Origin of the sequence: Cryobacterium sp. TMN-39-2 (assembly GCF_004402745.1) — a bacterium.
GTDB lineage: Bacteria > Actinomycetota > Actinomycetes > Actinomycetales > Microbacteriaceae > Cryobacterium > Cryobacterium zongtaii.
The window spans coordinates 269,639-294,018 of record NZ_SOFX01000011.1; the positions used below are offsets into that span (position 1 = coordinate 269,639).

The 24,380-nt window shown below is 69.8% G+C and carries 26 protein-coding genes; 15 read left to right on the plus strand and 11 right to left on the minus strand.

Going from position 1 to position 24,380, the window contains the following annotated elements; translation table 11 throughout:
• Window positions 1-3: 3 nt before the first annotated feature.
• Window positions 4-312, minus strand: coding sequence for a hypothetical protein (locus E3O57_RS03340; protein WP_088455940.1), 309 nt, complete (start codon window positions 310-312; stop codon window positions 4-6).
• Between the two features lie 149 nt (window positions 313-461).
• Here E3O57_RS03340 and E3O57_RS03345 point away from each other — a divergent pair, with 149 nt between their 5' ends.
• From E3O57_RS03345 to E3O57_RS03360, 4 genes are all read left to right on the plus strand, one after another.
• The gene (locus E3O57_RS03345) at window positions 462-1,838 is read left to right on the plus strand and encodes a glutamate decarboxylase (RefSeq protein ID WP_103461934.1); all 1,377 of its coding nucleotides are present in this window, start codon (window positions 462-464) and stop codon (window positions 1,836-1,838) included.
• A 334-nt stretch (window positions 1,839-2,172) separates the two neighbouring features.
• Entirely contained in the window at window positions 2,173-2,952 is a 780-nt protein-coding gene (locus E3O57_RS03350; protein ID WP_165787915.1) for an SDR family NAD(P)-dependent oxidoreductase, read from the plus strand.
• 179 nt (window positions 2,953-3,131) lie between these two features.
• Window positions 3,132-5,282 (plus strand): glycosyltransferase, encoded by a 2,151-nt coding sequence (locus E3O57_RS03355; RefSeq protein ID WP_103479097.1) that lies wholly within the window; start codon window positions 3,132-3,134, stop codon window positions 5,280-5,282.
• Window positions 5,279-6,607, plus strand: a complete 1,329-nt coding sequence (locus E3O57_RS03360) for a glycosyltransferase (RefSeq protein WP_103479098.1) — start codon at window positions 5,279-5,281, stop codon at window positions 6,605-6,607. Before E3O57_RS03355 ends, E3O57_RS03360 begins: the two co-directional genes overlap by 4 nt.
• A 17-nt stretch (window positions 6,608-6,624) precedes the next feature.
• Here E3O57_RS03360 and E3O57_RS03365 read toward each other — a convergent pair whose 3' ends face one another.
• Together E3O57_RS03365 and clpS are read right to left on the minus strand one after the other, a co-directional pair.
• Window positions 6,625-7,167 (minus strand): DUF2017 domain-containing protein, encoded by a 543-nt coding sequence (locus E3O57_RS03365; protein ID WP_103479099.1) that lies wholly within the window; start codon window positions 7,165-7,167, stop codon window positions 6,625-6,627.
• 13 nt (window positions 7,168-7,180) lie between these two features.
• Window positions 7,181-7,465, minus strand: a complete 285-nt coding sequence (clpS, locus tag E3O57_RS03370; RefSeq protein ID WP_088455946.1) for an ATP-dependent Clp protease adapter ClpS — start codon at window positions 7,463-7,465, stop codon at window positions 7,181-7,183.
• A gap of 104 nt (window positions 7,466-7,569) precedes the next feature.
• Here clpS and E3O57_RS03375 point away from each other — a divergent pair, with 104 nt between their 5' ends.
• Window positions 7,570-8,421 carry an HNH endonuclease family protein gene (locus E3O57_RS03375; protein ID WP_103479100.1) on the plus strand — a complete coding sequence of 284 codons (852 nt, stop codon included), beginning with the start codon at window positions 7,570-7,572 and terminating at the stop codon, window positions 8,419-8,421.
• 51 nt (window positions 8,422-8,472) lie between these two features.
• On the opposite strand, the gene E3O57_RS03380 is transcribed toward E3O57_RS03375, so the two are convergent.
• On the minus strand, window positions 8,473-9,189 hold the full coding sequence (locus tag E3O57_RS03380; protein ID WP_341476132.1) for a YoaK family protein: 717 nt from the start codon (window positions 9,187-9,189) through the stop codon (window positions 8,473-8,475).
• A gap of 136 nt (window positions 9,190-9,325) precedes the next feature.
• Here E3O57_RS03380 and E3O57_RS03385 point away from each other — a divergent pair, with 136 nt between their 5' ends.
• The 5 genes from E3O57_RS03385 to E3O57_RS03405 all read left to right on the plus strand — a co-directional run bounded on the left by E3O57_RS03385 (window position 9,326) and on the right by E3O57_RS03405 (window position 15,433).
• Window positions 9,326-10,423 carry an acetamidase/formamidase family protein gene (locus tag E3O57_RS03385; protein ID WP_103461928.1) on the plus strand — a complete coding sequence of 366 codons (1,098 nt, stop codon included), beginning with the start codon at window positions 9,326-9,328 and terminating at the stop codon, window positions 10,421-10,423.
• Window positions 10,416-11,999 carry an AtzH-like domain-containing protein gene (locus tag E3O57_RS03390; protein ID WP_103479101.1) on the plus strand — a complete coding sequence of 528 codons (1,584 nt, stop codon included), beginning with the start codon at window positions 10,416-10,418 and terminating at the stop codon, window positions 11,997-11,999. The genes E3O57_RS03385 and E3O57_RS03390 overlap by 8 nt, the downstream gene beginning before the upstream one ends.
• A gap of 124 nt (window positions 12,000-12,123) precedes the next feature.
• Complete coding sequence (locus E3O57_RS03395; protein WP_103461946.1) at window positions 12,124-13,314, plus strand: alanine--glyoxylate aminotransferase family protein; 1,191 nt, start codon at window positions 12,124-12,126, stop codon at window positions 13,312-13,314.
• The gene (locus E3O57_RS03400) at window positions 13,311-14,591 is read left to right on the plus strand and encodes an allantoate amidohydrolase (RefSeq protein WP_103461926.1); all 1,281 of its coding nucleotides are present in this window, start codon (window positions 13,311-13,313) and stop codon (window positions 14,589-14,591) included. The genes E3O57_RS03395 and E3O57_RS03400 overlap by 4 nt, the downstream gene beginning before the upstream one ends.
• Window positions 14,588-15,433, plus strand: coding sequence for a MurR/RpiR family transcriptional regulator (locus tag E3O57_RS03405; RefSeq protein ID WP_103431617.1), 846 nt, complete (start codon window positions 14,588-14,590; stop codon window positions 15,431-15,433). The genes E3O57_RS03400 and E3O57_RS03405 overlap by 4 nt, the downstream gene beginning before the upstream one ends.
• Before the next feature lie 28 nt (window positions 15,434-15,461).
• On the opposite strand, the gene E3O57_RS03410 is transcribed toward E3O57_RS03405, so the two are convergent.
• Window positions 15,462-16,076 (minus strand): NTP transferase domain-containing protein, encoded by a 615-nt coding sequence (locus E3O57_RS03410; protein ID WP_103479102.1) that lies wholly within the window; start codon window positions 16,074-16,076, stop codon window positions 15,462-15,464.
• Window positions 16,077-16,199: 123 nt separating this feature from the next.
• Between E3O57_RS03410 and uraD the strand changes: the two genes are divergently transcribed.
• Together uraD and uraH are read left to right on the plus strand one after the other, a co-directional pair.
• A complete protein-coding gene (uraD, locus tag E3O57_RS03415) occupies window positions 16,200-16,748 on the plus strand; it encodes a 2-oxo-4-hydroxy-4-carboxy-5-ureidoimidazoline decarboxylase (protein ID WP_103461924.1) in 549 nt (182 codons plus the stop codon).
• Window positions 16,748-17,092: a hydroxyisourate hydrolase gene (gene uraH / locus E3O57_RS03420; RefSeq protein WP_103479103.1), complete on the plus strand. Its 345-nt coding sequence runs from the start codon at window positions 16,748-16,750 to the stop codon at window positions 17,090-17,092. Before uraD ends, uraH begins: the two co-directional genes overlap by 1 nt.
• On the opposite strand, the gene E3O57_RS03425 is transcribed toward uraH, so the two are convergent.
• On the minus strand, window positions 17,093-17,611 hold the full coding sequence (locus E3O57_RS03425; RefSeq protein WP_133159755.1) for a hypothetical protein: 519 nt from the start codon (window positions 17,609-17,611) through the stop codon (window positions 17,093-17,095). It abuts the gene before it with no gap.
• 145 nt (window positions 17,612-17,756) lie between these two features.
• Between E3O57_RS03425 and E3O57_RS03430 the strand changes: the two genes are divergently transcribed.
• Window positions 17,757-17,975: a sigma-70 family RNA polymerase sigma factor gene (locus E3O57_RS03430; protein ID WP_088455955.1), complete on the plus strand. Its 219-nt coding sequence runs from the start codon at window positions 17,757-17,759 to the stop codon at window positions 17,973-17,975.
• A gap of 45 nt (window positions 17,976-18,020) precedes the next feature.
• The gene (locus tag E3O57_RS03435) at window positions 18,021-18,545 is read left to right on the plus strand and encodes a Clp protease N-terminal domain-containing protein (protein WP_103479105.1); all 525 of its coding nucleotides are present in this window, start codon (window positions 18,021-18,023) and stop codon (window positions 18,543-18,545) included.
• Here the strand turns inward: E3O57_RS03435 and E3O57_RS03440 are convergent.
• Together E3O57_RS03440 and E3O57_RS03445 are read right to left on the minus strand one after the other, a co-directional pair.
• Entirely contained in the window at window positions 18,542-19,267 is a 726-nt protein-coding gene (locus E3O57_RS03440) for an SOS response-associated peptidase (RefSeq protein ID WP_103461920.1), read from the minus strand. The two genes, E3O57_RS03435 and E3O57_RS03440, sit on opposite strands and share 4 nt — an antisense overlap.
• A gap of 95 nt (window positions 19,268-19,362) precedes the next feature.
• The gene (locus tag E3O57_RS03445) at window positions 19,363-19,818 is read right to left on the minus strand and encodes a VOC family protein (RefSeq protein WP_165787917.1); all 456 of its coding nucleotides are present in this window, start codon (window positions 19,816-19,818) and stop codon (window positions 19,363-19,365) included.
• Between the two features lie 54 nt (window positions 19,819-19,872).
• Here E3O57_RS03445 and E3O57_RS03450 point away from each other — a divergent pair, with 54 nt between their 5' ends.
• Complete coding sequence (locus E3O57_RS03450; protein WP_088455958.1) at window positions 19,873-20,388, plus strand: DinB family protein; 516 nt, start codon at window positions 19,873-19,875, stop codon at window positions 20,386-20,388.
• Between the two features lie 105 nt (window positions 20,389-20,493).
• Here the strand turns inward: E3O57_RS03450 and E3O57_RS03455 are convergent, their stop codons facing one another.
• From E3O57_RS03455 to allB, 3 genes are read right to left on the minus strand one after another with little or no spacing between them, the layout of a single operon-like run.
• Window positions 20,494-21,930: an amidohydrolase family protein gene (locus E3O57_RS03455; protein ID WP_103479106.1), complete on the minus strand. Its 1,437-nt coding sequence runs from the start codon at window positions 21,928-21,930 to the stop codon at window positions 20,494-20,496.
• Window positions 21,930-22,838, minus strand: coding sequence for a factor-independent urate hydroxylase (gene pucL / locus E3O57_RS03460; RefSeq protein ID WP_103461918.1), 909 nt, complete (start codon window positions 22,836-22,838; stop codon window positions 21,930-21,932). Before pucL ends, E3O57_RS03455 begins: the two co-directional genes overlap by 1 nt.
• 51 nt (window positions 22,839-22,889) lie before the next feature.
• Complete coding sequence (allB, locus tag E3O57_RS03465; protein ID WP_103479107.1) at window positions 22,890-24,251, minus strand: allantoinase AllB; 1,362 nt, start codon at window positions 24,249-24,251, stop codon at window positions 22,890-22,892.
• Between the last annotated feature and the right edge of the window lie 129 nt (window positions 24,252-24,380).

Sequence of the window (24,380 nt, forward strand, 5' to 3'; positions counted from 1 at the left end):
GCGTCACCCCCAGTCGAGCGCGAGCACCCAGGTGCCGTCGGCGTCGTGGCGCAGGTCGTACCGGTGCTGGTCCTCGCCGCCCTTGGCGGCATCCAGCCGCCACAGTTCGGTGTCGATGCGGGTGGGCGTACCGCTGTGCTCCCACCATCGGGTGCGCGTGAAGACGGCCTGGGGTTGCCCGATGACAGTGTGTTCGAATCGGTCCCACACGAAGGCCCGGGGGTCGCCGTCGGCGGAAAGCTCGACCTGCACTGCTTTGTCTATGATCACGGCGGTGTCTTCGAACTGAGGGGCGTCGACAATCTGGGTCATGGGCCCACCTTCCGCGTTACTTCGAACAGATGTTCGATATTCGAAAGTGTACGTCACGCCTCCGACAGACGCCAGCGGATGGAGCGCGCGGTCGGTGGGTGGCGCGCGGGGGTAGCCCACGGACCGGCGCGGGGGCACTCTGGTGTTCCATGTCGACGAATCCGGAATTCACGCAGATCAATCCGCTCTTCGCCCGGCCCGGTGAAGATTCCCGCGCCCCCCGCCACACGTTGGCGGCCGGCCCGATGGGGCCGGAAACGGCCTACCAGATCATTCACGACGAGATCATGCTCGACGGCAATTCCCGGCTCAACCTGGCGACCTTCGTGGGCACCTGGATGGACGACTACGCCCGCAGGCTCTACGCCGAGTCCTTCGACAAGAACATGATCGACAAGGACGAGTACCCGCAGACCGCGGCCATCGAGGACTACTGCTGGCACATCATCGCCGACCTCTGGCACGCGCCGGAACCGCGGGCGACCATCGGCACATCGACCATCGGGTCGTCCGAAGCCTGCATGCTCGGCGGACTGGCCTTCAAGCGTCGCTGGCAGCAGTCCCGTCGCGCGGCCGGGCTGCCCACCGACAAGCCCAATCTGGTGATGAGCAGCGCCGTGCAGGTCTGCTGGGAGAAGTTCTGCAACTACTGGGAGGTCGAGGCGCGTCTGGTGCCGGTGACCGACGAACATCCGTGCCTGGACGGGCACGACCTGGCCGCCTACGTCGACGAGAACACCATCGGTGTCGTGGCCATCATGGGCGTCACCTACACGGGGATCTACGAGCCGGTACAGGAGATTGCCGCCGCACTCGACGCCATCCAGGCCGCGACCGGGTTGGATGTTCCGATCCACGTCGACGCGGCGTCGGGCGGCATGGTCGCGCCGTTCCTGCAGCCCGAGCTGATCTGGGACTTCAAATTGGAGCGGGTGCATTCGATCAGCACCTCGGCGCACAAATACGGCCTGGTCTACCCGGGGCTGGGCTGGGTGGTCTGGCGCAGCCGCGACCTGATGCCAGAGGAGCTGGTCTTCAACGTGAGTTATCTCGGCGGAGACATGCCGACGCTGGCCCTGAACTTCTCCAGGCCCGGCGCCCAGGTGCTTCTGCAGTACTTCCTATTCCTCAGGCTCGGCTTCGAGGGCTATCGGCTCGTGCAGCAGACCTCGCAGAATGTCGCGCTGTTCCTGTCCAGCGCCATCGCGGAACACGGCGCCTTCACCCTCATCAGCGATGGATCCGACATCCCGGTGTTCGCCTGGAGTCTCAAGGCCGGGCACACCGACAAGTGGAACCTGTACCACCTGTCCGACCGCCTCCGGGCCAGGGGCTGGCTGGTGCCGGCGTATCCGATGCCGGACAACCTGTCCGACCAAACGGTGCAGAGGATCGTGGTGCGCAACGGACTCAGCCTTGATCTCGCCTCGCGGCTATTGACCGCGATCACCGAGGAGACCGCATACCTCGACAGGCTGGAGGGTGCGATGCCGGCGGAGAAACACCATCCGGGCTTCACCCACTGAGCGCCCGAACTGAGCGCCCGAACTGAGTGCCCTGTCTGAGTGCCCGGTCTGAGTGCTCGATTGGAATGACCGGCAATCCTCCCTATTCCGAGCCGGCCGAGCGTAGCATTTGCTTGGGGCGCATTGACATAGGCGCCCGCGTTAGAAGGTACTCATGACACTCAAAGTGGAGTCTCAAGAATCGGTGGAGGTTCGGCCGGCGGAGTCTCCAAAAGCAGAGTCGTTGACAACAGAGTCTTTGAAGACAGAGCCGCGGAAAGCGGAGTCGCTTCGAACGGAAACTCGGACATCGGAATCCCGGGAAACGGAGCCTCCCGCGACGCGGTCTCACGGCATGAGGCCCCAGACGATTGAGGACCAGGCCGCGGAGGTCGTGAAGGCCCCGAGCCCGGTTGCGCTGGTCACCGGAGCCGGCTCGGCGATGGGGCGGGCGGTCGTCCGGAAACTCCTGGAAAACGGCTACGCGGTCGCCGGCGTCGACGCCAAACCCACCGACCTCGCCGGCGATCAGCACCTGGTGCTCGTCGGCGACATGAGCACCGAGCACGGTTCCAGGCTGGCGGTCTCGCAAGCCATCGACACCTTCGGCCGGCTCGACGCCGCCGTGTTGCTGGCCGATATCGGCGCGTCCAGCACTTTGCACATGCCCGGAACGGAGGCCGAGGGGGAGCGCCTCCTTGCCCGCAATCTGAACAGCATCGCCCTGGGCATTCAGGCCGCTGTCGAGGGACTCTCGATCGACGGGCACCGGAGCATCGTGGCGACGGCGTCCGTAGCGGGACTATTGGCCGACCCTGGCAATTGGGCCTACCACGCCTCGAAGGTCGCCATGATCGACCTCGTGCGCTCCACAGCCCTGACCTATGCGGCCAGGGGAATCCGGGTGAACAATGTGGCCTCCGGCCTGATGCGGGCGGACGAACCGAATGACACCCCGGCTACTCAGACCTTCGGCCGGGATTTCTCCCGCCGGATCCCACTCTTCAGGCTCGCCCAGCCATCGGAGATCGCGGCGGTGATAGCTTTTCTGATCTCCCCGGCAGCGTCCTATGTGACGGGCACCACCCTCGCCGTCGACGGCGGGCTGACGGCATCCGCCGGGCTCGTGTTCTGAAGCGAGAGCGGCCGACAAACCTGCGAATGCCCTGACCAAATACCCGCGGCCCACGGAGCGAATGATCCACATGGCAGAATGTCGCTCCGGGGCAAACTCTTACCGGATCGGCACCGAAGTACCAGCGCGGAGTCCGCTCCGCCACGAGAGGCGGACGCATCCGCCGCGAGGGAGACACCGTGGGGACTCACACGACGCTGGACGAGATGCGCCAGGCCGACAGCATCCTGGCCGGCATCCGCTCTGCAGACGACCTGACCATCGCCGCCAGCCGGGACGGCGGTAACCGCGCCGTTCGCCTGCTCACCCAGGCCGCGCTCGACCCCACCGACCAGCTCACCGCCATAGCGGCCGTGCACTCGCTCGCCCAGGTGTTCGACGAGTCAGCCGACGACGTCCTGGTGTCGCTGCTCGAGCACGACTCGGCCTACCTGCGCGAACACGCCGCCTGGGCGTTCGGCACCAGGCTCCCGCGCTTCGATGCCATCGGAGGCCTGTTGCAGATGGTCGTCGCCGGCGGCTTTTCCGGCATGATCGCCCAGCGCACCCTCGAGCAGTGGGCGGCATCCGTCCCCGAACACGTGGCACTGGCCACCGAAGGCGCCATGCTCGGCATTGCCGACCCGGCCGCCCGCGCCCGCCTCGTCGAAACCCTGGGCCTGATCTCCGGGCGGATCCCGGAGCGGATGCTGCGACGCATCGCCGGGGACGCCGGCGAAGGCCTCGACCCCCGGGCGGCGGCCGTGGCCGCCCTCGGCGATCGACCGGCCACCGACGCCGCCATCAGCCTGGTGACGGTCCTCGCCCGCGGCGACGACGACCTGGCCGACGTGGCCAGGCTCGCCCTGCTCGACCTGACCGTGCCCGCCTACCCGCGTGCGCCGTGGAGCCGGGGCCAGACCGTGGCCCAGCTGTTCCTGCACGCTGACATCGACCGTGAGCTCAGCCAGGTGGGGTCCGGCGACAACGGCGGCATCGCCACCCTCCTGGTGCGGCTGGGCGACGCCCTCGTGGCCGGTGACGACGGCTCACCGGCCGTCGACAGGGTGCTCACCCTGTCACGTGGCGGACCCGCCGCCGCCCTGGCCTGCCTGCCGGAGGTCAGTTCGACCCTCTCCGGGCACGCCTTCGCGACGGTGCCGTTCCTGGGCGCCCCGATCTCCTCCGCCGACGCGTGGCCCCGCCGGGTGGCCGTGCAGCGCGGCATCCGCCGGATTCTGCGAGCCGCAGGCACCGTCGACGTCATGCACCTGCGGATGGCCGACGTCGGCACCCTCGCGGCATCAACCGTCGCCCGCGAGCTCGAGATCCCCATCGTCTTCACCGTCGCCCCAGACCCGCACAGCGTCATCAACGCCATGGACGCCTCCGGCGCCCTCACCCGGGCCAACTTCGGCACCGTCGACGAGGTCGAGCACTTCTGGTTCCGGGCCCGACTCGTTCAGCGGATCGCGGCCGATGCCGCGCACACCGTGCTCTTCCCCCGCCCCGAGCTGGAGCGGGACATGCGCGACCTCGTCGGTATCGACATCACCGCGCACCCCGAGCGGCACTCGGTCGTCGCGGAGGGCATCGACCTGACCGTGATCGAACGCTCCGCGCAGGCCGCGCTGCAGGCCGACCCCGCCGACTTCACCGACCTCGACTCCCTGCTGGAGACCCTGCCGGCGTCCCGGCGCCACCTGCCGCTGGCGGTCACGGTGGGCCGGTTGCACAGGGTGAAGGGCATGGCCACGCTCGTGCACGCCTGGGCCGATGACGCCGCCCTGCGGGAACGGTGCAACCTGCTGATCGTCGGGGGAGACCTGCTCACCCCGTCGGTCGACGAACGCCGTCAGCTGGACCTGATCGGCACCGCGGTGCCGCTGGACGCCGCCGCCGAACACGGCCTGCTGCTGGCCGGCCACCGTGCCAACGACGCCGTCGCCCGCTGGCTGGCCGCCGCCCGGCACGGCCGGCCCGGCCTGGCCGCTCCGCGCGGCGTGTACGTCTGCGCAAGCATGAAGGAAGAATTCGGCATCGCCCTGCTCGAGGCCATGGCGAGCGGGCTCACGGTGGTGGCCCCCGACGCCGGCGGGCCGGCGACCTACGTCGAGGACGGCACCACGGGGTTCCTGGTGAACACGGCGGATGCCCGCAGCCTCGCCGGCGGGATCACTGCGGCTCTCGACCTGGCCTCCAGCCCGTTCGGCGACGAGTTCGCCCAACGCGCCGCCGACATGGTCTCGTCGACCTTCGCCATCCAGGCCATGGCCGGAACCCTCGGGGGCGTCTACACCTCCGTCGCCGAGGCCCAGGAAGCACTCAACTGGGCGTTGAGCGTCTCATGACCCTCCTGATCATCAGCCCGGACTACGCCTCCCACCTGTTCCCGCTCGCGACCCTCGGCAGTGCCTGGCAGGCCGCCGGCGAACGGGTCGTCGTGGCCAGCGGACCGGCCACGGCCGGCATCGTCGCCGACTTCGGCTTCGAACGGGTGAACCTGCAGCTCGGCCGCGGGTCCAACCCCGGCACCATCCGCGCCGAAGACCAGCCCACCGGCGAGGACGACGCCCTGCGCGGCTTTTTCGACGCCACCAGGGTCGGCCTCGTCGAAACGCTGAGGTTCCAGGCCGAGGCGCGCAGCACCGACCTGCTCTGGAACCCCGTGATCGTGGCCCGCGAGGTGCAGCGCATCGTCGCCGAGATCCGGCCGGACCAGGTGATCGTCGACCACCTCGCCTTCAGCGCCCGCCTGGCCCTGATCAGCGCCGGGGTGCGGCACGCGGATGTGGTTCTCGGGCATCCGTCGGCACTGCCCGTTGGCGACGAGGTCTACGGGTACCCGGGCGCCTGGCCCGCCGCGTTCACCCCTGACCCCCAGGAACTGGTGCAGCTGCGACTGCTCTGCGAGCGGGTACGGGACGACTTCACCCTGGCGTGGAACGATGCGCTGCTGCAGCTGGATCCGACCGCGCCGCCCAGCGGCGACGCCTTCACCGAGACCGGCGACGTGCTGCTGCTCAACTACCCGGCCGAGCTGCACCCGGTGGCGCGCACGGCGCTACTGCCCGAGCACGCCTTCCTCGGTTCGGCGGTGCGGAGCGAGGCCGACGACCCCCAGGTGACCCGCTGGCTGGCCGACGCCGACGAGCGTCCCCTCGTCTACGTGAGCTTCGGCAGCTTCCTGTCGGTGCGCGGCGATGTACTCGCCCGGGTGGCCGAGGCCCTGCGCGGCCTCGACGTGCGGGTGGCGATCGCGGTCGGGTCCACCGACGCCGCCGAGCTCGGGCCCATCCCGGAGTCCTGGCTGGTGCGATCGTTCCTGCCCCAGGTGACGGTACTCGGCCACGCGGCCCTGGCCGTCACCCATGGCGGCAACAACTCGGTCACCGAGGCCATGACGGCCGGGGTGCCTCTGCTGGTGCTGCCGTTCTCGACGGACCAGTTCGCCGGCGCCGCAGCACTCGACGAAGCCGGCTTCGGCATCTCCCTTGACCCCAACACGGCGGGTGCGGATGCGCTGCGGCAGGCCGCCGCGACGCTGCTCGGGTTGAGCGATGAACCGCGCCAACGGCTGCGGGCGCTCAGCGCGTCGCTCGCCGACGGCGCGGGGCCGCAGCGGGCCTACGCGGCACTGCAGGGGGAGTCCAGCGACGCCCGACCGGCGGCCTGACCCGCCGCACGGCGCGGCTACGCGTCGATCGCGTAGACCAGCGACTCCTGCATCATGCCCAGCCAGTTGTAGACGTCGTTGACCACGTGCGCCTGTTCGTCGACGAGCTGCGGAGTGCCGTTCGGGTCGATCTGCAGGCGGTCCGCCAGGACCAGGCGCAGGTCCGTGAGGGTGCGGAGCCAGGACTGCACCTGCTGCTCGGTGAGCACGATCGGCACCGGCAGCGGGTCGTGCGCCGGGGCGTCCAGGGAGGCGTCCGCTGAGGCATCCGCCGGCTCGTCGTCGCCGAGGGCGGCGAGCACCGTGGTGGCGTTGGCGAGCTTGCCCTCGAGCAGCCCGTCGGCCGTGAAGCGGCGGAACTCCTCGGCGGCCTCCGGGTCGTTCGGGTAGGCGTCGGGCAGTAGTCGCCGGATCGCCGGTTGGGCGAGCATGGCCGCGCCGTCGGCGTCGACGGAGCCGAGCATCTGCAGCAGCTGGGACGTCACGTTGCGCAGCAGGTCGACCTCGATGGGTTCGAACATGGCCGAGACCGTGCCGGAGTCTTCACGGCGGAATTCCATCACGCTTCGGCGCTCATTCTTCGGCACGGTCCAGGGTGGCCCAGAGCCCGTAGCCGTGCATCGCCTCGACGTGCCGTTCCATCGACTCGCGGTCACCAGTGGCCACAATCGCGCGGCCGTTGTTGTGCACCTGCAGCATGAGGCGCTCGGCCTCTGCCGCGGTCACGCCGAAGTAGCTGCGGAACACGTAGGCCACATAGGACATCAGGTTCACCGGGTCGTCCCACACCACGGTCACCCAGGGGCGGTCGAGGGAGATCGCCTCTCGGACTCGGGTGGATTCATCGATCTGGGGCACCGGTTAAGCCTCACACGCCCGCGCCGATCCTGCCACCACCGGGGGAGAAGCGGCGCATGGCAAGATGGGGAGATCGTGAGACACCAGCACCCTGAGACACCCGCATGAGCCGCCGCCGACCCGATCCGTCCCTCTTCCCCCGTCGACGGGGCACCCGGGGCCAGAGCCCACGCCTCCTGCTGACCCTGCTCGTGATCGGCGGTATCGTCGCGGGCGTCAGCTACTTCTCCACCGACCTGGTCGACCGGCCCACGACCCAGGCGACGGTCCCACCCGGCGCCTCGTCGACCGCGCCGATACCTGTCCCGCCCTCCGGGCTCACCAGCGCAGAGGCGCTCGCGCTGGTCGCCGCGCTGCCCGACGCCGTCTACACCGACAACGGCAGCTATGCCGGCAACCGGGAAGAGCTGTTCGGCGATGCCTGGGCCTTCGATTTCGACCAGAACGGCTGCGACACCCGCAACGACATCCTCACCCGGGACCTCACCGGCACCGACATCGATCCGGCAACCTGCCGGGTGTACACGGGCATCCTCACCGACCCGTACACGGGCGAGACCATCGATTTTGTGCGCGGGCAGGACACCTCGGCCGACGTGCAGATCGACCACCTGCTGCCGCTGAAGGCCGTGTACGCCACCGGCGGAGAGGCCTGGCCGGCCGAGAAGCGGGAGGCGCTGGCCAACGACCCGGTCAACCTGCTGGCGGTGAAGGGCACCGAGAACTCCTCCAAGTCCGATTCGCTGCCGAGTGAATGGCTGCCCGGTTTCTACCCCGACGTATCCGACCGGCACGACCTGGGCCAGCGCGTGGTCTGGGACGACCTGCCGGAGGACACCGGCCTGCAGTGCTGGTACATCGACAAACTGGTGCCGGTCTTCGTCGCCTACGACCTCGGGCTCACCCCGGAGGACCGCGCGGCGATGACGGCCGTGCTCAGCACCTGCGACGCCTGAGCCTGACAGCCGCGATTCCGTTCAGCCCAGTGCTGACCGCGGGCCAGAGGATCAGGCCTGGGGCACGGGGGCGTGGTGCGGGCGGCCCGCGGCATGGCCGATGGCGGTCACCACGAGGGTGATCACGGCTGTGAGGGCGATGCCCCAGCCGATGTGCACCATGAGCAGCAGGGCGCCGACGCCGGCTCCGGCCAGGATCAGCACGATCGCGGCGAAGCGGCGGAACCAGGGCTGGTTCTTGGCGCCGCCGAAACGGGAATCGGCGGCGAAGCCGGTAATGGTGGAGGTGACGACGACGGTGGTGACATCCTTCACGGCGATGTGCCGGGCCACCGCGGCCTGCAGGCCCATCACGGCCGCCAGCAGCCCGGTCACGATCAGGTCGAACGGGGCCGGGGGAGTGCCGTCCACCACGAACAGGACGATCGACAGCGCGGCCATCACCACGCCGACCGCGCCGAACAGCACCGTCGACTCGGTTGTCCAGCCGACCTTGACGTGGCGCAGCACCCGGCCGCCGATCGCGGCACCGACCATGAAGGTGAACAGCGCGATCAGCGGGCCCACCACGGGCAGGTCGTCGGCGCCGGCGATGGCCATGCCCAGGATGACGACGTTGCCGGTCATGTTGCCGGTGAACACCTTGTCCAGGCCGAGGTAACCCACCGCATCCGCCACCCCGGTGGAGAAAGTGAGGGCCAGCATCAGGCCGAGGTGCAGGTGGTCGGGCTTGCTGCGCAGACGGTGGATGACTGGGGTGGAGGGCACGGGTGTCCTATCGGCTCGGAATTGTCACGGTAGTGGCTGGTCGTCCCAGCCGCAAAACTGGCGCTACTCTCGACCAACGGGGATGCGCCGGCCGGCGTCGAGCCGGCTCCCGACCCACAACGGAAAAGGCGCATCCATGCCATTCGACGTCACGCCATTCGACATCCTGCAGCCCGGCACCGGGCCCATCCGCGCCGCGCAGTACCTGGCCGCCACCCCGGCCACCGTGCTCTGGGGCCGGCTGCCCTGTGCCACGGATGCGCCGGTGCTCGTGATCGATGCCGGCACCGAGGTCACCATCGACACGATCAGCCACGAGGGCGTGCTCGAAGACCAGGGCCGCGACCCGGCGGCCTTTTTCGCCGGCCACGGTGTCGACCGCGCCTTGGTGCTCGACGACGCCGTGCTGCTGGCCGCCTCGAACACGACCCGGGACCCCGGCGTGGACGGACCACACCTGGTCACCGGCCCGATCCACGTGCGCGGCGCCCGGCCGGGCGACCTGCTCAAGATGACCGTGATCGAGGCCACCCCGCGGGTGCCGTACGGCGTGATCTCCAACCGGCACGGCCGCGGCGCCCTGCCCGGCGAGTACCCGCTCGGCGAGGGCAATGTGAGTGTGTTCGCCGCGCTGGCGGACACCGAGACCGGCCAGGTCGGCACCCTGCCGCTGGTGCCGGGCGGGGCGCGGAGCGTGCACTTTCCGCTCCGGCCGTTCCTGGGCATCATGGGCGTCGCCGTCGCCGGTGACACCCGCCCGCACTCGGTGCCGCCCGGCGCGCACGGCGGCAACATCGACATCAACCTGCTCACGGTGGGCTCGGCCCTCTACCTGCCGGTGCAGGTGGACGGCGCGCTGGCCTACGTGGGCGACCCGCACTTCGCGCAGGGCGACGGCGAGGTGGCGCTCACGGCCATGGAGGCGTCCCTGCGGGTGACCATCCGCTTCGACGTGGTGAGCCAGGCCGACGCTATCGCGGCCTTCGGCGAACTGGTCGGACCTCTCGCCGAGACCGGCGAATTCCTGGTACCGACCGGCCTGGACGCCGACCTCGACGAGGCCGTGCGCAAGTGCGTGCGCGCCGCCATCGACCTGCTCGCCGCCCGGTACGGCATGGACCGCACCCTCGCCTACGCCTACCTGAGCGCCGCGACCGACTTCAACATCTCCCAGGTGGTCGACCTCGTCGCCGGCGTGCACGCCCGCATCCGGGTGGCGGACTTCAATGCCTGAGCCGCTGGTTGTCCCGACACCCACGTCGGTCACGGGCGCGCTGCCCGATGGGCTCCTGACCGCCTTCGCCGGCTATGAGGACGCGCTGGCCACCAACGACCTCGCGGCGCTCGACGCCTGGTTCGCGCCCGGCGAGAACACCTTGCGCGGCGACGCCGCAGGTCTGCTGGTGGGCCACGACGCGATCAGCGGCTTCCGCGGCGCCCGCAGCGGCACGGTGGCCAGGGGCATCCGGTCGCTGCACGTACGCGTGATCGACCCGCGGCACGCCGTGATCGTGTCGGTGAACGCCCCGGATGCCGGCGGCGCCGGCCTTCTCACCCAGCTCTGGTCGCTTTCGGCGGCGGGGGATTGGCAGGTGGAGGTAGCCCAGGTGGCCGCGCCGCCGGCCGCGATCAATCCCACGGTGTGGCGTCTGGTGGGCAACCCACTGATGGCCGCGGCCGCCTCGGGTGCTCTGGCCGGCGAGACCATCGCCGTGAAGGACCTCTACGACATCATCGGCTTCACCGTCGGCGCCGGAAACCCCGCCTACCTGCGCGAGGCCACTGCCGCCACCGAGACGGCTGCTGCCGTCGCCGCGCTGCTGGGCGCCGGCGCGAGCGTGCGCGGTATCGCCCAGACCGATGAGTTCGCCTACAGTATCGCCGGCGACAACGAGCACTACGGCACCCCGCCGAACGTGCGGGTGCCCGGCGGGCTGCCCGGTGGCTCGTCGAGCGGACCGGCCGCCGCCGTGGCGCTGGGTCAGGCCAGCATCGGCCTGGCCACCGACACGGCGGGGTCCATCCGGGTGCCCGCCTCGTACCAGGGCCTCTGGGGACTGCGCAGCACGCACGGCGCCGTCGACAGGGCCGGTCTGCTGCCGCTGGCGCCCTCGTTCGACACCGTCGGCTGGCTCACCCGCACACCGGGCGTGCTGCGGGCCGCCGCTGCCGCCTCGCTCGACCCCTCGCAACAGACCAGCGCTGCCCAGGCGGATGCCCCCACCCGTTTCGCCGTGTCGAGCGCGCTGGTCTTCGCCTGCGACGACGACGTGCAAGACGTATTCGTGGCCGGACTCGACAGGCTCACCCGGGCCGGGCTGCTGCCCGCACCCGACCTCGTCGATGTCGGCGACCTCGCCGAGGCGCTGCGCATCTTCCGCGCGATTCAGATGGCCGAGGCGTGGAAGTCCAACGGGGACTGGGTCACCGCTCACCCCGGTGCCCTCGGTGCCGCCGTCGCGGGCCGGTTCGAGATCGCGTCCCGCACCGACCCGGCCGCCGAGGCCAAGGCTCGCGTCGCGCTGGCCGCCGCCCGCGAGCGGTTGGACGCTGTGCTGGACGGACGCATCCTGCTGCTGCCCTCGGCGTCGTCGACCGCCCCGTCGCGGCACGCGAACCCGGCCGCGATCGATGCGACCCGCACAGCCACGCTCACCCTGACCAGCCTGGCCGGGATCGGCGGCTACCCGGCGCTGTCCGTGCCGCTGTTCGAGTCGCGAGGCAAACCGGTGGGGCTCTGCCTGGTGGGACCGCGGCACACCGACCTCGCCCTCATCGACATCGGGGCGAAGCTGGCCGCCGGGAGGTAATCACTCGAAACACGACTGAAACACCTGTTGCGTAGACTGGGCATCTGAAACAGATGATTCAGAATTGCCGAAGGGTGAAACAGTCATTTCCAGTCTGCCGATCAATCCGCCGCCCCGCCTGCTGATGGGCCCCGGCCCGGTGAACGCCGACCCCCGGGTGCTGCGTGCCATGTCCGCCCAGCTCGTCGGCCAGTACGACCCGTCCATGACGGCGTACATGAACGAGACCATGGCGCTCTACCGCGGCGTCTTCAAGACCACGAATGAGCAGACCCTGCTCATCGACGGCACCTCCCGCGCCGGGATAGAGGCGGCGTTGGTTTCGCTGATCAGCCCCGGTGACCGGGTGCTGGTGCCCATCTTCGGCCGGTTCGGCCACCTGTTGCGCGAGATCGCCGAGCGCGCCGGCGCCGAGGTGCACGCGCGGGAGATCGAGTGGGGCACCGTGTTCACCCCCGCCCAGATCGAGCAGGCCATCCGCGAGACCAAGCCGGCGCTGCTGGCGATCGTGCACGGCGACACCTCCACCACCGTGGCCCAGCCGCTCGACGAGCTCGGCGACATCTGCGCCAGGCACGGCGTGCTGTTCTACACCGACGTGACCGCGTCGCTGGCCGGCAACACCTTCCAGGCGGATGCCTGGGGGCTGGACGCCGTGACCGCCGGCCTGCAGAAGTGCCTGGGCGGCCCCTCCGGCTCGGCACCGGCCACCTTCTCCCCGCGGGCCGTCGAGGTGATCAATGCCCGCAAGAGCATCGAAGCGGGCATCCGCGAGGCCGGCGACGCCGTGAACGCCCACCCGATCCGCTCCAACTACTTCGACCTGTCGATGGTCTTCGACTACTGGGGACCCAAACGCCTGAACCACCACACCGAGGCCACCACCATGCTCTACGGGGCCCGCGAATGCGCCCGGCTGCTCGTTGACGAAGGTATGGACACGGCCGTGGAACGGCACCGGCTGCACGGCGCGGCGATGCTGGCCGGCGTGCAGGGCCTGGGCCTGAACGTCTTCGGCGACCTGGAACACCGGATGAACAACGTCGTGGCCGTGCACATCCCCGACGGTGTCACCGACGACGCCGTGCGCGGGGAGCTGCTGAACGACTTCGGCATCGAGATCGGCACCTCGTTCGGGCCGCTGCGCGGCTTGGTCTGGCGCATCGGCACCATGGGCTACAACGCCCGCAAGGACACCGTGCTGACCACCCTGGCCGCCCTCGAGCAGGTGCTGCGTCGCGCCGGCGCGAGCGTAACCGGCGGGGGCGGCGTCGGCGCCGCCTACGAGGTCTATCAGGATGCCGCGGGCGCATGACGACGCCTGATCCGTCGAAACCGCTCACCGCCGCCGCCGTGCTCGAACGCTGCGACGAACTCGCCAGCCACTCCAGCCTGCCCGACGGCCTGATCGAACGGGTCTACCTGTCGCCGGAGCACGCTGCGGTGAACGCTCTCGCCGCCGGCTGGATGCGGGACGCCGGCATGGCCACCTGGCAGGACGCCGCGGGCAACCAGTGCGGCCGGCTCGAGGGAGCCACCCCCGGCCTGCCCGCGCTCCTGCTCGGCTCTCACCTGGACACGGTGCCCTCGGCCGGCCGGTACGACGGCATCCTCGGGGTGCTCACCGCCATCGCCGTGGTCGAGCGCATCAACGCCGACGGCCGCAGCCTGCCGTTCGCCCTCGAGGTCGTGGCCTTCGGCGACGAGGAGGGCACCCGGTTCGGCACCGCGCTGCTGGGCAGCCGGGCGCTGGCCGGCACCTGGTTGGATGCCTGGTGGGAGCTCACCGACGAGGCGGGAACCACCCTGCACGACGCGTTCGTGGCCTTCGGCCTCGACCCGGCCGCCGTCACCGCCGCCGCCCGCACCTCCAACGACTTCGTCGGCTACCTCGAGACCCACATCGAACAGGGCCCGGTGCTCGAGGAGAACGACCTGCCGCTGGGCATCGTCTCGTCGATTGCCGGCGCGCGGCGCTTTCAGATCACCATCACCGGCAAGGCCGGACACTCCGGTACCCCGTGGACGCACCGCCGCGACGCCCTCGCCGGGGCCAGCGAGGCCATCGTGGCCATCGAACGGCTCGCCCGCGATGCCGACCTGATCGCCACCGTCGGGCACCTCGAGGTGTTCCCGGACGCCGTCAACGTGATCGCCGGCCGGGCCGAATTCAGCCTCGACCTGCGTGGCCGCTTCGATGCGGACCGCGACGCGGCCTGGCAGCGGATCGAGGCCCTGCTCGAGGAGATCTGCAGCACGCGTGGACTGCACGTCGCCGTGCACCAGACGCACGCGGCACCGGCGGCGCACTGCAGCGACCGGTTGCGCGGCGTCATAGCCGCGGGCATCCGTGCCGCGGACCGCTCTGACGACGGGCCGGCGCCTCTGGAGCTGCTCTCGATGGCCGGACACGACGCGATGGCCGTGGCGCACCTCACCGAGATCGGCATGCTCTTCGTGCGCTGCGCCGGAGGAGTGAGCCACCACCCCGACGAGTCGGTCACCGAGCCCGACGTCGCCAGTGCGCTGGATGCCTTCGAGGCCGCCGTGCTCGCCCTGGCCGACGGTCACACGCTGCAGGACCCGGCATGACGCTGAATATCGGGCAACGCATCGACGGCCGCTACGGCGAGCTCTCCCCGCAGGAGCAGCGCGCCGCCGACTTCATCCTCGACCACATGAGCGACCTCGCCGTCTATAACGCGTCGGAGCTGGCCCGGCTCAGCGGGGTGTCCAAGGCCACGGTGTCCAGGCTGTTCCGCCGGCTCGGTTTCCAGGACTCGGCCGAGGTGCGCGAGCACGCCAGGTCACTGCGCAACCTGGGCTCACCGCTCGGCGGCCCCGGCGCATCCGCCGGCACCCCCTCGCGGCTCGCCGCGCACGCCGAAGCCGAACAGGACAACCTGCGCCGTCTGCTGGTAACCCTCGAGGACGGCCGGCTGGATGCCGCGGCCCGGCTGGTACGGTCGGCCCAGAACGTCGTGATCGTGGGGCTGCGCAACAGCTACCCGCTGGCGCTGCACCTGCGCCAGCAGCTGGTGCAGGCCCGCGACCACGTGCGCCTCGCGCCGCTGCCCGGCCAGTCGCTCGGCGAAGAGCTGGCCGGCCTCGGCCCGCGTGACGTGGTGGTGTTGATGGGCTTCCGCCGGCGGGTCTCCGGCTTCGGGGACATCGTTGCGGCCATCCGGAGCCGCGAGGTCCCGCTGGTGCTCATCGCCGACTCCTCTGCTCGCAAGTACTCCGACCAGGCCACCCACTGGCTCGAATGCCCGGTGGATTCGGTGTCGGCCTTCGACAGCTACGCCACGGCCATGAGCCTGATGAACCTGCTCGCCACCGGCGCGATGGGCGCGCAGGTGCGGGAGAGCCGCACCAGGATCGCGGCCATCACCAGCGTGTACGAGGACCTCGACGAGCTCGAAGCACCCTGGTGAGCGCGCCCGGTTCCGGGTGTGGCGCGGACTACCGCGTGCCCGGCTCGTCGACGTCCACGCCAGTGCCCAGGTCGTCGCAGGCCACCGCGGTCGCGTCTCGTGCCACCAGGTACTGTCGTGCACCGCTGTCGCCGGTCAGGCTCGCTCGCAGCGGCGCCCAATGCTCGCGACCGATCACCACCGGATGCCCGGGCCGGCCGCCGAAGTGCGCCTGCCGGAGGGTCTGCGGGATTGCTCCGTCGATCAGCCGGCGCACGGTGGCGGCAGTGAGGTCGGGCACGTCCACCAAAACCAGGGCTACCGCGGTGACGATGTCGTTCTCGCTCTGCTGCAGCCGCGCCAGGCCGGCATCTAGGGATGCCGACAGTCCCGCCGCCCAGTCCTCTGAGTGCACCACCGTCAGCCGGTGCGGCCTCTCGAATCGGGCCACGGCCGAGCGCAGCAGGCCTTCGGCCTGGGTCCCACTCGCTCCGAGCACCACAACAACGGGGTCGCAGCCGCCGGCCTCCAGGGCCAGGGCGGCTCGCACCAGCCAAGGCTCGCCGGAGGCGTCGACGACCAGCGACTTGGGTTTGCCATACCGGCTGCCCGCGCCGGCGGCCAGGACCAGTCCGGCCACCCGAGGAGTCTCAGCGGAGTGCATGCCTGTCATCGTACGGGCAGCGGCCCGGGCTGCACGTCGTCTTCTGCCCCGCTCGCCGCTCGCCATCCCGACCCTCGTCATTCCGCCCCTCGTCAGCCCGATTTTCGTCACCCGGAGGACCCCATGACCACGATTCCCGTCGGCGAGGAGCTGCGCACCGCCCTCCTGGCCTGCCTGGCCGTTCCGCGCTGGGCCGACGCGGTGTCCGTCCGGGCGCCGTTCGCCTCGGCCGCAGACCTCATCGAAGCGGCCAGGGCGGCCGCAACACCGCTGCCCCGGAGCGAGATCGACGAGGCCATGGCGGAGCATCCGCGGATCGGCGAGAAGCCCGCGGGCGACTCGCAGGCAGCGGGGTTCTCCCGGGCAGAACAGGCGTCGGTCGACTCCGACGACGCCGAGCTCGCGGCGGCCATCGCCGACGGCAACCGGATCTACGAGGAGCGTTTCGACAGGGTGTTCCTCATCCGCGCCGCCGGCCGCAGCCGCCGGGAAATCCTCGCCGAGCTACGGCGCCGGCTCACCCTGGACGACAACACCGAGGCCGCAATCGTGGGCTCAGAGCTGCGGGACATCGCCCTGCTCCGGTTAGGGGTTCTCGCCCGTCAGTGGCAGGATGACTCGGTGCAGAAAACCGAAGCCACCGACTCAGCAGCCCCGCGGGATGCCCGGTGATGAGCGCGCGCAGCCACATCACCACCCACGTGCTCGACGCGGTGTCCGGCAGCCCAGCGGCATCCGTGGGCGTGGTCCTGGAACAATACCTCGACGGGGGTTGGCGCGAACTCGCCACGGCGCAGACGGATGCCCACGGCCGGGTTGCCGACCTCGGGCCAGAGGCTGTGTCTGCGGGTCGGTACCGCATCACTTTCGAGACCGGCAGCTACTTTTCGGCTCGGAGCCAGAGCACGTTTTACCCCTACGTCACCATCGTCTTCGAATTGGACGACGAGTCGGCGCACTATCACGTGCCGCTGCTGCTCAGCCCGTTCGCGTACTCGACCTATCGGGGTAGCTGACTAGAGGGGTAGCTGAGCCGTCCGGCTGCGAACCTCGAGCTTTTTCATCAATACGGAGGCCGGGAGCAGGGCGAGGCCGAGTGGAATCACGATGTTCCGCAGTGGACTGACCACAAAATAGAGCGCATCCAGGGCGATGCCGGGGCGTCCCTGTGCGGCCAGCGTGCCCATCCAGCCTTCCAGCGAGGCGACCACGAGCAGGCCGACCAGCGTGAAGACGATCCCGGCCCAGAACACCCCGGCCGCGGTGATGCGGCGGGCCGGCTGCGCGGGCACCGTCGGGACCCGCTCGATCAACCGGGCGACGAAAAACGCCGCAACCATCAATGTACCCAGGGGTACCACCAGCAGGAACACGACGTCGAACGAGCCGAACCACCAGCTGTTCGCCACGGCCTGGAGCGAGTCGGTGGCGACGAGGCGGTAGACGAGGTCCCTGCCGACCTGGACGAGGACGCTGGCCGTGATCAGGCCGATACCGATCCAGAGGATGCTGCGTGCGGACAGGTTCGCGGGCATGGTGTCCAATCTGTGAATGCAGAGGCAGGTCAGCAGCGAGATCACTGAGGGTGCTGCCCAACCTAGTGGTCTAATCCGACGGCGACACCCGCTGGGTCATCAACTTTTGTTGACACCTGCGTTGACCATCAACTAAAGTTGACGCATGTTCGAGACCAGCGGAATTCCCACCCCGGACCATCCGGACGAAGCCTTCGCGGCCGTAGTCGCCTTGCGTCGGCTGTCGGCTCGGCTGGAGCGGTCTGCGGTGGATCACGCCCTCGAACAGGGCTGGACCTGGAACCAGATCGGCCAGGCTCTCGGCATGACCGCCCAGGCGGCGCACAAGCGGCTCTCACCGCAGCGCCGCGCACCCCTGGACTAGTACCGCAACGACGACGCGCACCACCGACAACGAAGGACTTCTGACATGGGAATTCGACAGGCGATCGCAGACATCCGCATCATGAATGAGCTGTTCACGACGGCGGAACAGGAAGCTGCCGCACTGGGCGACGAGATGCCGGGGGCTGAGCATCTGCTGCTGGCCGTGCTGGCATTGCCGGACGACTCTGCACGACGCGCGTTCGCCACCTTCGACGTGACGACGGCGGATGTGCGGACCGCCATCGTCCAGACGCACGCGCTGGCCCTCCAGTCGGTGGGAATCGACGCGGACGCAGAACCACCGGAGCCGTCGCCACACGCAGCGCCGTCGCTCGCGCGCACGGGCCCGTACCGCAGCACCGGCAGTCTGCAGGATGTCTTCCAGCGGGCCGTGGCCCTGTCGAAGGAAGGCGCGGGCCGTGGTCACGAACTCCGTTCGGCTCACGTGGTGTGGGCGGCCGCCGAGGTCGAGCATGGCACGATGAGCCGGGCCCTGCGCCAGCTGGGCGTCGACCGGACTGAGCTGCAGCAGGCCGCCCGGCAGGCCGTCACTGGCGCCGCCGGTTAGGTTTCGAGCGCCGCCACCAGCGTCGCATCCTGCGGGTCGATGGCCCGCACACTGTTGACCCTGCGGTCCACCAACCGGGTGCGTATGGTGGCCGCCACTGCGGTGGACGTGCGATCCAGCAGGTCGATCATGGCCGAGCGGTTCGCCGCCGACTCGGTGGGGTTCGCCCCGGTGATCGACTGCGGGTTCAACCAGGTCGCCCAGGTGTCGGGTTCGAGAAAGGCCGGCATCCGGTCATGGACCTCACCGGAGGCGTCCCTGGCCTCCCTGGTGACCACGGCGAAGACGCGCGACCAGTCACCGTCGGCATCCTTGGATGCCCAGCTGACCCCGGCCGCCGCGAGCAGACCGTCGCCGTGGATGAAGTGCGGCTGCTTCGCGCCCTTCTCTCCGGTCCACTCGTAATAGCCGAGCATGGGAACTATGCAGCGGGCGTTGGAGAAGGCGCCCACCCAGAACCGCTGGTCAAGCTTCTCCAGCCGGGCGTTGATGATCGGGCCGCGGCGCGGCGCCCCCGCCGGTTGCGGCCAGTCCCAGGTGGCCAGGGTGACCTCCCGCGTGGGGGCGTCGGCGCCCTCCGGCTGCCACTCGCGCACGATGGGGGCCGAGTCGGTCGGCGCGATGCTGTAGCTGGGCCGCCAGTCCCCGGCACGGCCGCCGGCCGCGACGAAGTCCCGGATCAGATCGTCGACGTCCTCGTTCATTGCAAATCTGCCGCACATGAGGGCGAGATTACCCCGTGCGGGCGACCGAGTCACGCGGATGCTGCGAATCGGGGAGACCACGGCGGGCGCCGACGTCAGGTTCAGCTGCAGAGTCAGCCCTCGGCGCTCACCCGCGACGAGAACCGCACGAGGTAGCCATCCGGGTCCTGCACCAGGAACTGCGCCACGCCGGCCTGGGTGTCGCCGGTGTCGTACCACCTGGTCTCGGCGGCCATGAAGAGCGGCCAGTCGGCCGCCGCGAGGCGCTCCAGCAGGGGAGCGATGTTCGGCATCATGATCTGGAAGTTGATGCCGCGCCCCAGCGGACGCTCCAGGGCGGCGGGGGTCCAGTTACGCCCGATGCCGACCTGTTCGAGCATCAGGTGCGCGGTGCCGGCCCGCAGGTACGCGAATCCGTCGTCTGGCCGGTCGTAGAGCACCTCGAAGCCACACAGTTCGACCCAGAAGCTCAGGCTGACCGCAAGATCGCCAACCAGGAGTTCGGGCACGAGATCCGGGAAGAACACCGGTTCCGGCGTCGAGGGTAGTGCGGCATCGGCTGCTGTCATGCGTTCCAGTATGGCGCTGGGCCGCGCCGGAAGGTGCTGTGGGAGGCTGAGGTCATGACACGCACCGACCCGCACCCCGCCAGCGACGAACACCGTTCGCTCAACGAGTTCCTCGACTTCCAGCGAGAGACGCTGCTGATCAAAGCCGAGGGACTGGACCGCGCGGGCCTCAACCTCGCGGTGGCACCATCCACTCTCACGCTGGGCGGCCTGCTCAAGCACTTGGCCTTCGTGGAGGACCGCTGGATCCAGTCCCGGTTCCTCGGCCGCTCCGACGACGAGCTCGAGCCCTGGGGTAGCGCGCCGTGGCACGACGACCGCGATTGGGAGTTCACGAGCGCCGCGGGCGATGACCCGGACGAGCTGCGCGGGCTGTACCGGTCGGCCTGCGAACGCAGCCGACGGGCCACGGCCGGCCGGGGCCTCGACGAGCTCGTCGCGTCACCGGGCCGGGACGGCGAATTGTGGAGCCTGCGCTGGATCCTGCTTCACCTGATCGAGGAGACGGCCCGGCACTGCGGCCATGCCGACCTGATCCGCGAGGCCGTCGACGGGACCGTCGGCGAGTAACTGTTGCCGCATCGGACAAATGGTCCCGGTACGCCGGACGCACTTGTCCGCACGGGCAACAGTTGGGCCGGGACCGAACGGGCGGCGTGGGCGGACCAGGCCGGGCTAGGCTGCCGTGACGCGGCGGCCTCGCACGAAGACGCCGGTGATGGCCGGCTGACGAAGCGCCATCAGCAGGGCGAAGAGGGTCTGGTCGGTGGCCATCGCCTCGTCGTCGGCCCGGATGCCGTTGGCCAGCACCGCCGCGAGCGGCTCCCAGTTGTCGGGCTCGATGAGCAGGAAGTCGGCATCCTTGCCCACGTCGAGGTTGCCGTAGCGCTCCTCCATGTCCAGGGCACGGGCACCGGCCAGGGTGGCGGTGAAGAGCAGCTCGGCGGGGCTGATCGACAGGCCGGCATCGCCGGGTTCGGACAGGTGCACCTTGAAACAGTCGTTCAGCACCCGGCTCATCAGCCACTCGTCGCCCGCGCCGATGTCGGAACCGAGCGCCACGTTCACCCCGAAGCCGGTGGTGCGGGTCCACGGCATGGTGCCGGAGCCGAGGAACTGCTGCGAGGTGGGGCAGTGTGCGATCGACGAACCGGTCTCGGCCAGGCGGGCCAGCTCGACGTCCTCGCAGTGCACGGCGTGCGCCAGGATGCTGCGTCGGCCGAGCAGGCTCGACCCGCCGACGGCCGAACCCGGCAGGAACCTGCCGTCGTAGGTGTCCAGGTAGTTCTCGACCTGGTAAATCGCCTTGACCACGTCGATCTCGCCGGTTTCCGGGCGGTTGTTCTCGTTGAGGTGGCTGTGGAAGTAGACGCCCCGATCGCGCACCCCGTCGTAGAGCTCGCCGAGGGCCGCGAGGGTGTGCGGCGTCACCGACAGGCTGAACCTGGGTACGACGGCCACCTGCAGCAGCGCCGTGCGGGCATCACCGGTGTCGCGGGCGTGCCAGCGGGAGATCTCGTCGCTGACCAGGTCGAGCGCCTGGCGTTCCGAGGTGATCAGGGCGCTGGCCGAGTCGGGGCCGACGGTCTGGATGCCGCGCCCGCTGACCAGCCTCAGCCCAGCCCGCTCGGACTCGGCGAACAGTGCGTCCTGGGCGTGCGGAAAGGCCGACCCGAACACCAGGGCGCTCGTGGTGCCTGCCGCGGTGCGCCGGCGGGTGAAGTCGCGGGCGATCGCCGCCGCGAAGTCGTCGTCCTGCAGCCGGGTCTCGGCCGGGAAGACGCAGTTGTCGAGCCACTCGAGCAGCTGGCCGCCGCCATAGGCATCCGTGGAGTAGGTCTGCGGAAAGTGGATGTGGGTATCGACGAAGCCGGGCAGGATGAAGCCGCCGCGGGTGTCGGTGACCGGCAGCGCTGCGAAGCTCGACGGCAGGTCGACGGCACGGCCGACCCAGGCGATGGTGCCGTCGACGGCGGTGACCAGTGCGCCCTGCGGCAACGACACCAGGTGCGCCGGCGCTTCGGCGAGGGTGGGGGAGCCGGCCACGTGGAAGACGTGGCCGAGGTAGACCTGCTCCAACGACGGCCCCACCGAACCTGCGGCCAGGCTCATCAGACCAACCCGGTGTAGGAATCCCAGGCGGGCCCGGCATCCGCGGCGTCATCGTGCATCACGGTGGCCTGGATCAGCCCGTACGGGCGGTCGGCGGCGTGATAGACCTCGTTGTTGTTCTCCACACCGAATGGTGACAGGTCATAGAGGAAATGGTGCTTGTTGGGCGCGGAGAGCCGGATCTCGGCGATGTTCGGGTAGGCCGCGAGCACGGCCTCGCCCATCTTGTAGAGGGTCTGCTGCAGGGCCAGGGAATGCACCACGGCGAACTGGGTCTTCAGCAACGCGGAGATACCGGCGTAGCTCGCCTCCCAGTCCACCACGGTGTGGTCGGTGAAGCGCCAGCCGGCTGTGAGGGAGGTGGCCATCACCCTGTCGGTGGTGGGCTGCAACAGCGTGTACGGGTCCTGCATGAAGCCGGAGAACTCCGAGCCGGTGGACTTGAGCAGGATCAGGTCTTTCAGCCCGCCGACCACCCAGACCCGCTGATCGGTGCCGGTGCCCTCCACCGAGATCGCCGCGGTGCGCACCTCCTGGCCGCGCCGCACCCAGGTGTGGTCGTGCTCGGTGCCGTCCACGACAACGCGTTCCCAGGCGAACTCCTCGATCTCCACCCTGGCACCTGCCACCGACGTGATGTGATCGACGAAATGGGTGGCCAGATCGAGGCCGTAGCTCTCGATCGAGAGCAAGCCCTTCTCCTTGGCGAAGGAGTACGCGGTCTGCTTCTGGGTGTCGGTGGGCAGTACCTGCAGCTGATCACCGGCGAGGTGTGCATCGGCGAAGTCGCCGTGCAGGGCAGTGGAGACGCTGATGTCGTGGATCTCGTGGCGGGGCGTGTCGCGGTAGATGCGCACGATGCGGTTCTCCGCCTTGCCGTAGCGGTTGGGTCCGAGAACTATCGACATGGGTGCTCCTTCTGGTTCGTACATGATGCGGTGTTCGGGAAAAAGTTCGGGTCAGCGGGCGGTCAGCAGGCGGCCGGCTGGTGGCCGGGCGGATGCGTCGGATCCATCGAATGCGGTGTCGTCGACCGCGTAGATCACGTTTCCGGCCAGCCAGGTGGTGTGCACCCGGCCGAACAGGGTGGCGCCGCCGAAGGCGCTCACCCGGTTTTTGTGCCGCAGGGTATCGACGTCCACGGTGAAGACCTCCTCGGGCGCGAAAGCCACCAGATCGGCGGCCGCACCGGCACGGACCCGCCCGGCCGGCAGGCCCACGAAGTCGGCCGTGGCACGGCTCATCCAGTGCAGCACCTGCTCGAGCGTGAGCCCGCGGGCCCTGGCGGCCGTCCACACGGCGGGCAGGCTCAGCTGTAGGCCGGAAATACCGCCCCAGGCCAGGCCGAAGTCACCGCCGTGGCCGAGCTTGAGTTCCCGGGTGGCGGGGGAGTGATCGGAGGCTATGAGATCGATGACACCGTCGGCCAGGCCCTGCCAGAGCAGGTCACGGTTGTCCTCGCCGCGGATCGGCGGGCAGCACTTGAACGCCGTTGCGCCGTCGGCGATGCTCTCGGCGGCGAAGCTGAGGTAGTGCGGGCAGGTCTCCACCGTGATCGGCAGGCCCTCGGCGCGGGCCGCGGCCAGTCTGGGCAACACCAGTGCGGAGGACAGGTGCAGGACGTGGGCGCGCACGCCGGTGCGTCGCACGACGGCGATCACCCGGGCGATCGCGGCGTCCTCGGCCGCATCCGGTCGGCTGGCGACGAAGTCCCGGTAGCCGGTGCCGCCGGCGTTCTCGGCGCTTTCGAGCACGGACGGGTCTTCGGCGTGCACCACGAGCAGTCCGCCGAAACCGGCGATCTCGGTCGCAGCGGCCTCGAGTTGCTCCGAGGAGAGGTGCGGGAACTCGTCGACGCCGGAGGGGGAGAGGAAGGCCTTGAAGCCGAAGACCCCCGCGTCGTGCAGCGGCCGAAGCGAACCGAGGTTGCCAGGAATCGCCCCGCCCCAGAAGCCCACATCGACCGTGGCTTGGGGCGCGGCCGCGGCGCGCTTGAGCTCGAGAGCCGGCACCGTCGTGGTGGGCGGGATGCTGTTCAGCGGCATGTCGATGATCGTGGTCACACCGCCGGCCGCGGCCGCGCGGGTGGCACTCGCGAAGCCCTCCCAGTCGGTGCGGCCGGGTTCGTTGACGTGCACGTGGGTGTCCACGATGCCCGGCTGCAGCACCTGGCCGACCGGGAGGGTGACGTCCTGCCGGGCCGCCAGCGGCGCATCCACCGGCGCGATCGCACGGATGACGCCGCCCGCGATCGCGACGGCCGCCGGGATGAAACCCTGCTCGGTGAGCACACGAGCCGAGCGGATGACCAGGTCGTACATCGGTTCTCCTTCTCGGTTTCTGTGCCGGTCCGAAACGACTCCAGCGGCCCCGTTCGGTGGCTCACCGCTCACCCTAGTGAAGTCGTTCCGGCCTCGTTCCGGGGTTCCGAAACCTGTCGGACACACGAC

Bases quoted from the DNA above. Each gene is read 5' to 3' on its own strand.
- E3O57_RS03340 (WP_088455940.1), bottom strand. From the start codon at position 312: ATGACCCAGATTGTCGACGCCCCTCAGTTCGAAGACACCGCCGTGATC.
- E3O57_RS03345 (WP_103461934.1), top strand. From the start codon at position 462: ATGTCGACGAATCCGGAATTCACGCAGATCAATCCGCTCTTCGCCCGG.
- E3O57_RS03350 (WP_165787915.1), top strand. From the start codon at position 2,173: ATGAGGCCCCAGACGATTGAGGACCAGGCCGCGGAGGTCGTGAAGGCC.
- E3O57_RS03360 (WP_103479098.1), top strand. From the start codon at position 5,279: ATGACCCTCCTGATCATCAGCCCGGACTACGCCTCCCACCTGTTCCCG.
- E3O57_RS03365 (WP_103479099.1), bottom strand. From the start codon at position 7,167: ATGGAATTCCGCCGTGAAGACTCCGGCACGGTCTCGGCCATGTTCGAA.
- E3O57_RS03375 (WP_103479100.1), top strand. From the start codon at position 7,570: ATGAGCCGCCGCCGACCCGATCCGTCCCTCTTCCCCCGTCGACGGGGC.
- E3O57_RS03385 (WP_103461928.1), top strand. From the start codon at position 9,326: ATGCCATTCGACGTCACGCCATTCGACATCCTGCAGCCCGGCACCGGG.
- E3O57_RS03390 (WP_103479101.1), top strand. From the start codon at position 10,416: ATGCCTGAGCCGCTGGTTGTCCCGACACCCACGTCGGTCACGGGCGCG.
- E3O57_RS03395 (WP_103461946.1), top strand. From the start codon at position 12,124: ATGGGCCCCGGCCCGGTGAACGCCGACCCCCGGGTGCTGCGTGCCATG.
- E3O57_RS03400 (WP_103461926.1), top strand. From the start codon at position 13,311: ATGACGACGCCTGATCCGTCGAAACCGCTCACCGCCGCCGCCGTGCTC.
- E3O57_RS03405 (WP_103431617.1), top strand. From the start codon at position 14,588: ATGACGCTGAATATCGGGCAACGCATCGACGGCCGCTACGGCGAGCTC.
- E3O57_RS03410 (WP_103479102.1), bottom strand. From the start codon at position 16,076: ATGCACTCCGCTGAGACTCCTCGGGTGGCCGGACTGGTCCTGGCCGCC.
- uraD (WP_103461924.1), top strand. From the start codon at position 16,200: ATGACCACGATTCCCGTCGGCGAGGAGCTGCGCACCGCCCTCCTGGCC.
- uraH (WP_103479103.1), top strand. From the start codon at position 16,748: ATGAGCGCGCGCAGCCACATCACCACCCACGTGCTCGACGCGGTGTCC.
- E3O57_RS03425 (WP_133159755.1), bottom strand. From the start codon at position 17,611: ATGCCCGCGAACCTGTCCGCACGCAGCATCCTCTGGATCGGTATCGGC.
- E3O57_RS03430 (WP_088455955.1), top strand. From the start codon at position 17,757: ATGTTCGAGACCAGCGGAATTCCCACCCCGGACCATCCGGACGAAGCC.
- E3O57_RS03435 (WP_103479105.1), top strand. From the start codon at position 18,021: ATGGGAATTCGACAGGCGATCGCAGACATCCGCATCATGAATGAGCTG.
- E3O57_RS03440 (WP_103461920.1), bottom strand. From the start codon at position 19,267: ATGTGCGGCAGATTTGCAATGAACGAGGACGTCGACGATCTGATCCGG.
- E3O57_RS03445 (WP_165787917.1), bottom strand. From the start codon at position 19,818: ATGACAGCAGCCGATGCCGCACTACCCTCGACGCCGGAACCGGTGTTC.
- E3O57_RS03450 (WP_088455958.1), top strand. From the start codon at position 19,873: ATGACACGCACCGACCCGCACCCCGCCAGCGACGAACACCGTTCGCTC.
- E3O57_RS03455 (WP_103479106.1), bottom strand. From the start codon at position 21,930: ATGAGCCTGGCCGCAGGTTCGGTGGGGCCGTCGTTGGAGCAGGTCTAC.
- pucL (WP_103461918.1), bottom strand. From the start codon at position 22,838: ATGTCGATAGTTCTCGGACCCAACCGCTACGGCAAGGCGGAGAACCGC.
- allB (WP_103479107.1), bottom strand. From the start codon at position 24,251: ATGTACGACCTGGTCATCCGCTCGGCTCGTGTGCTCACCGAGCAGGGT.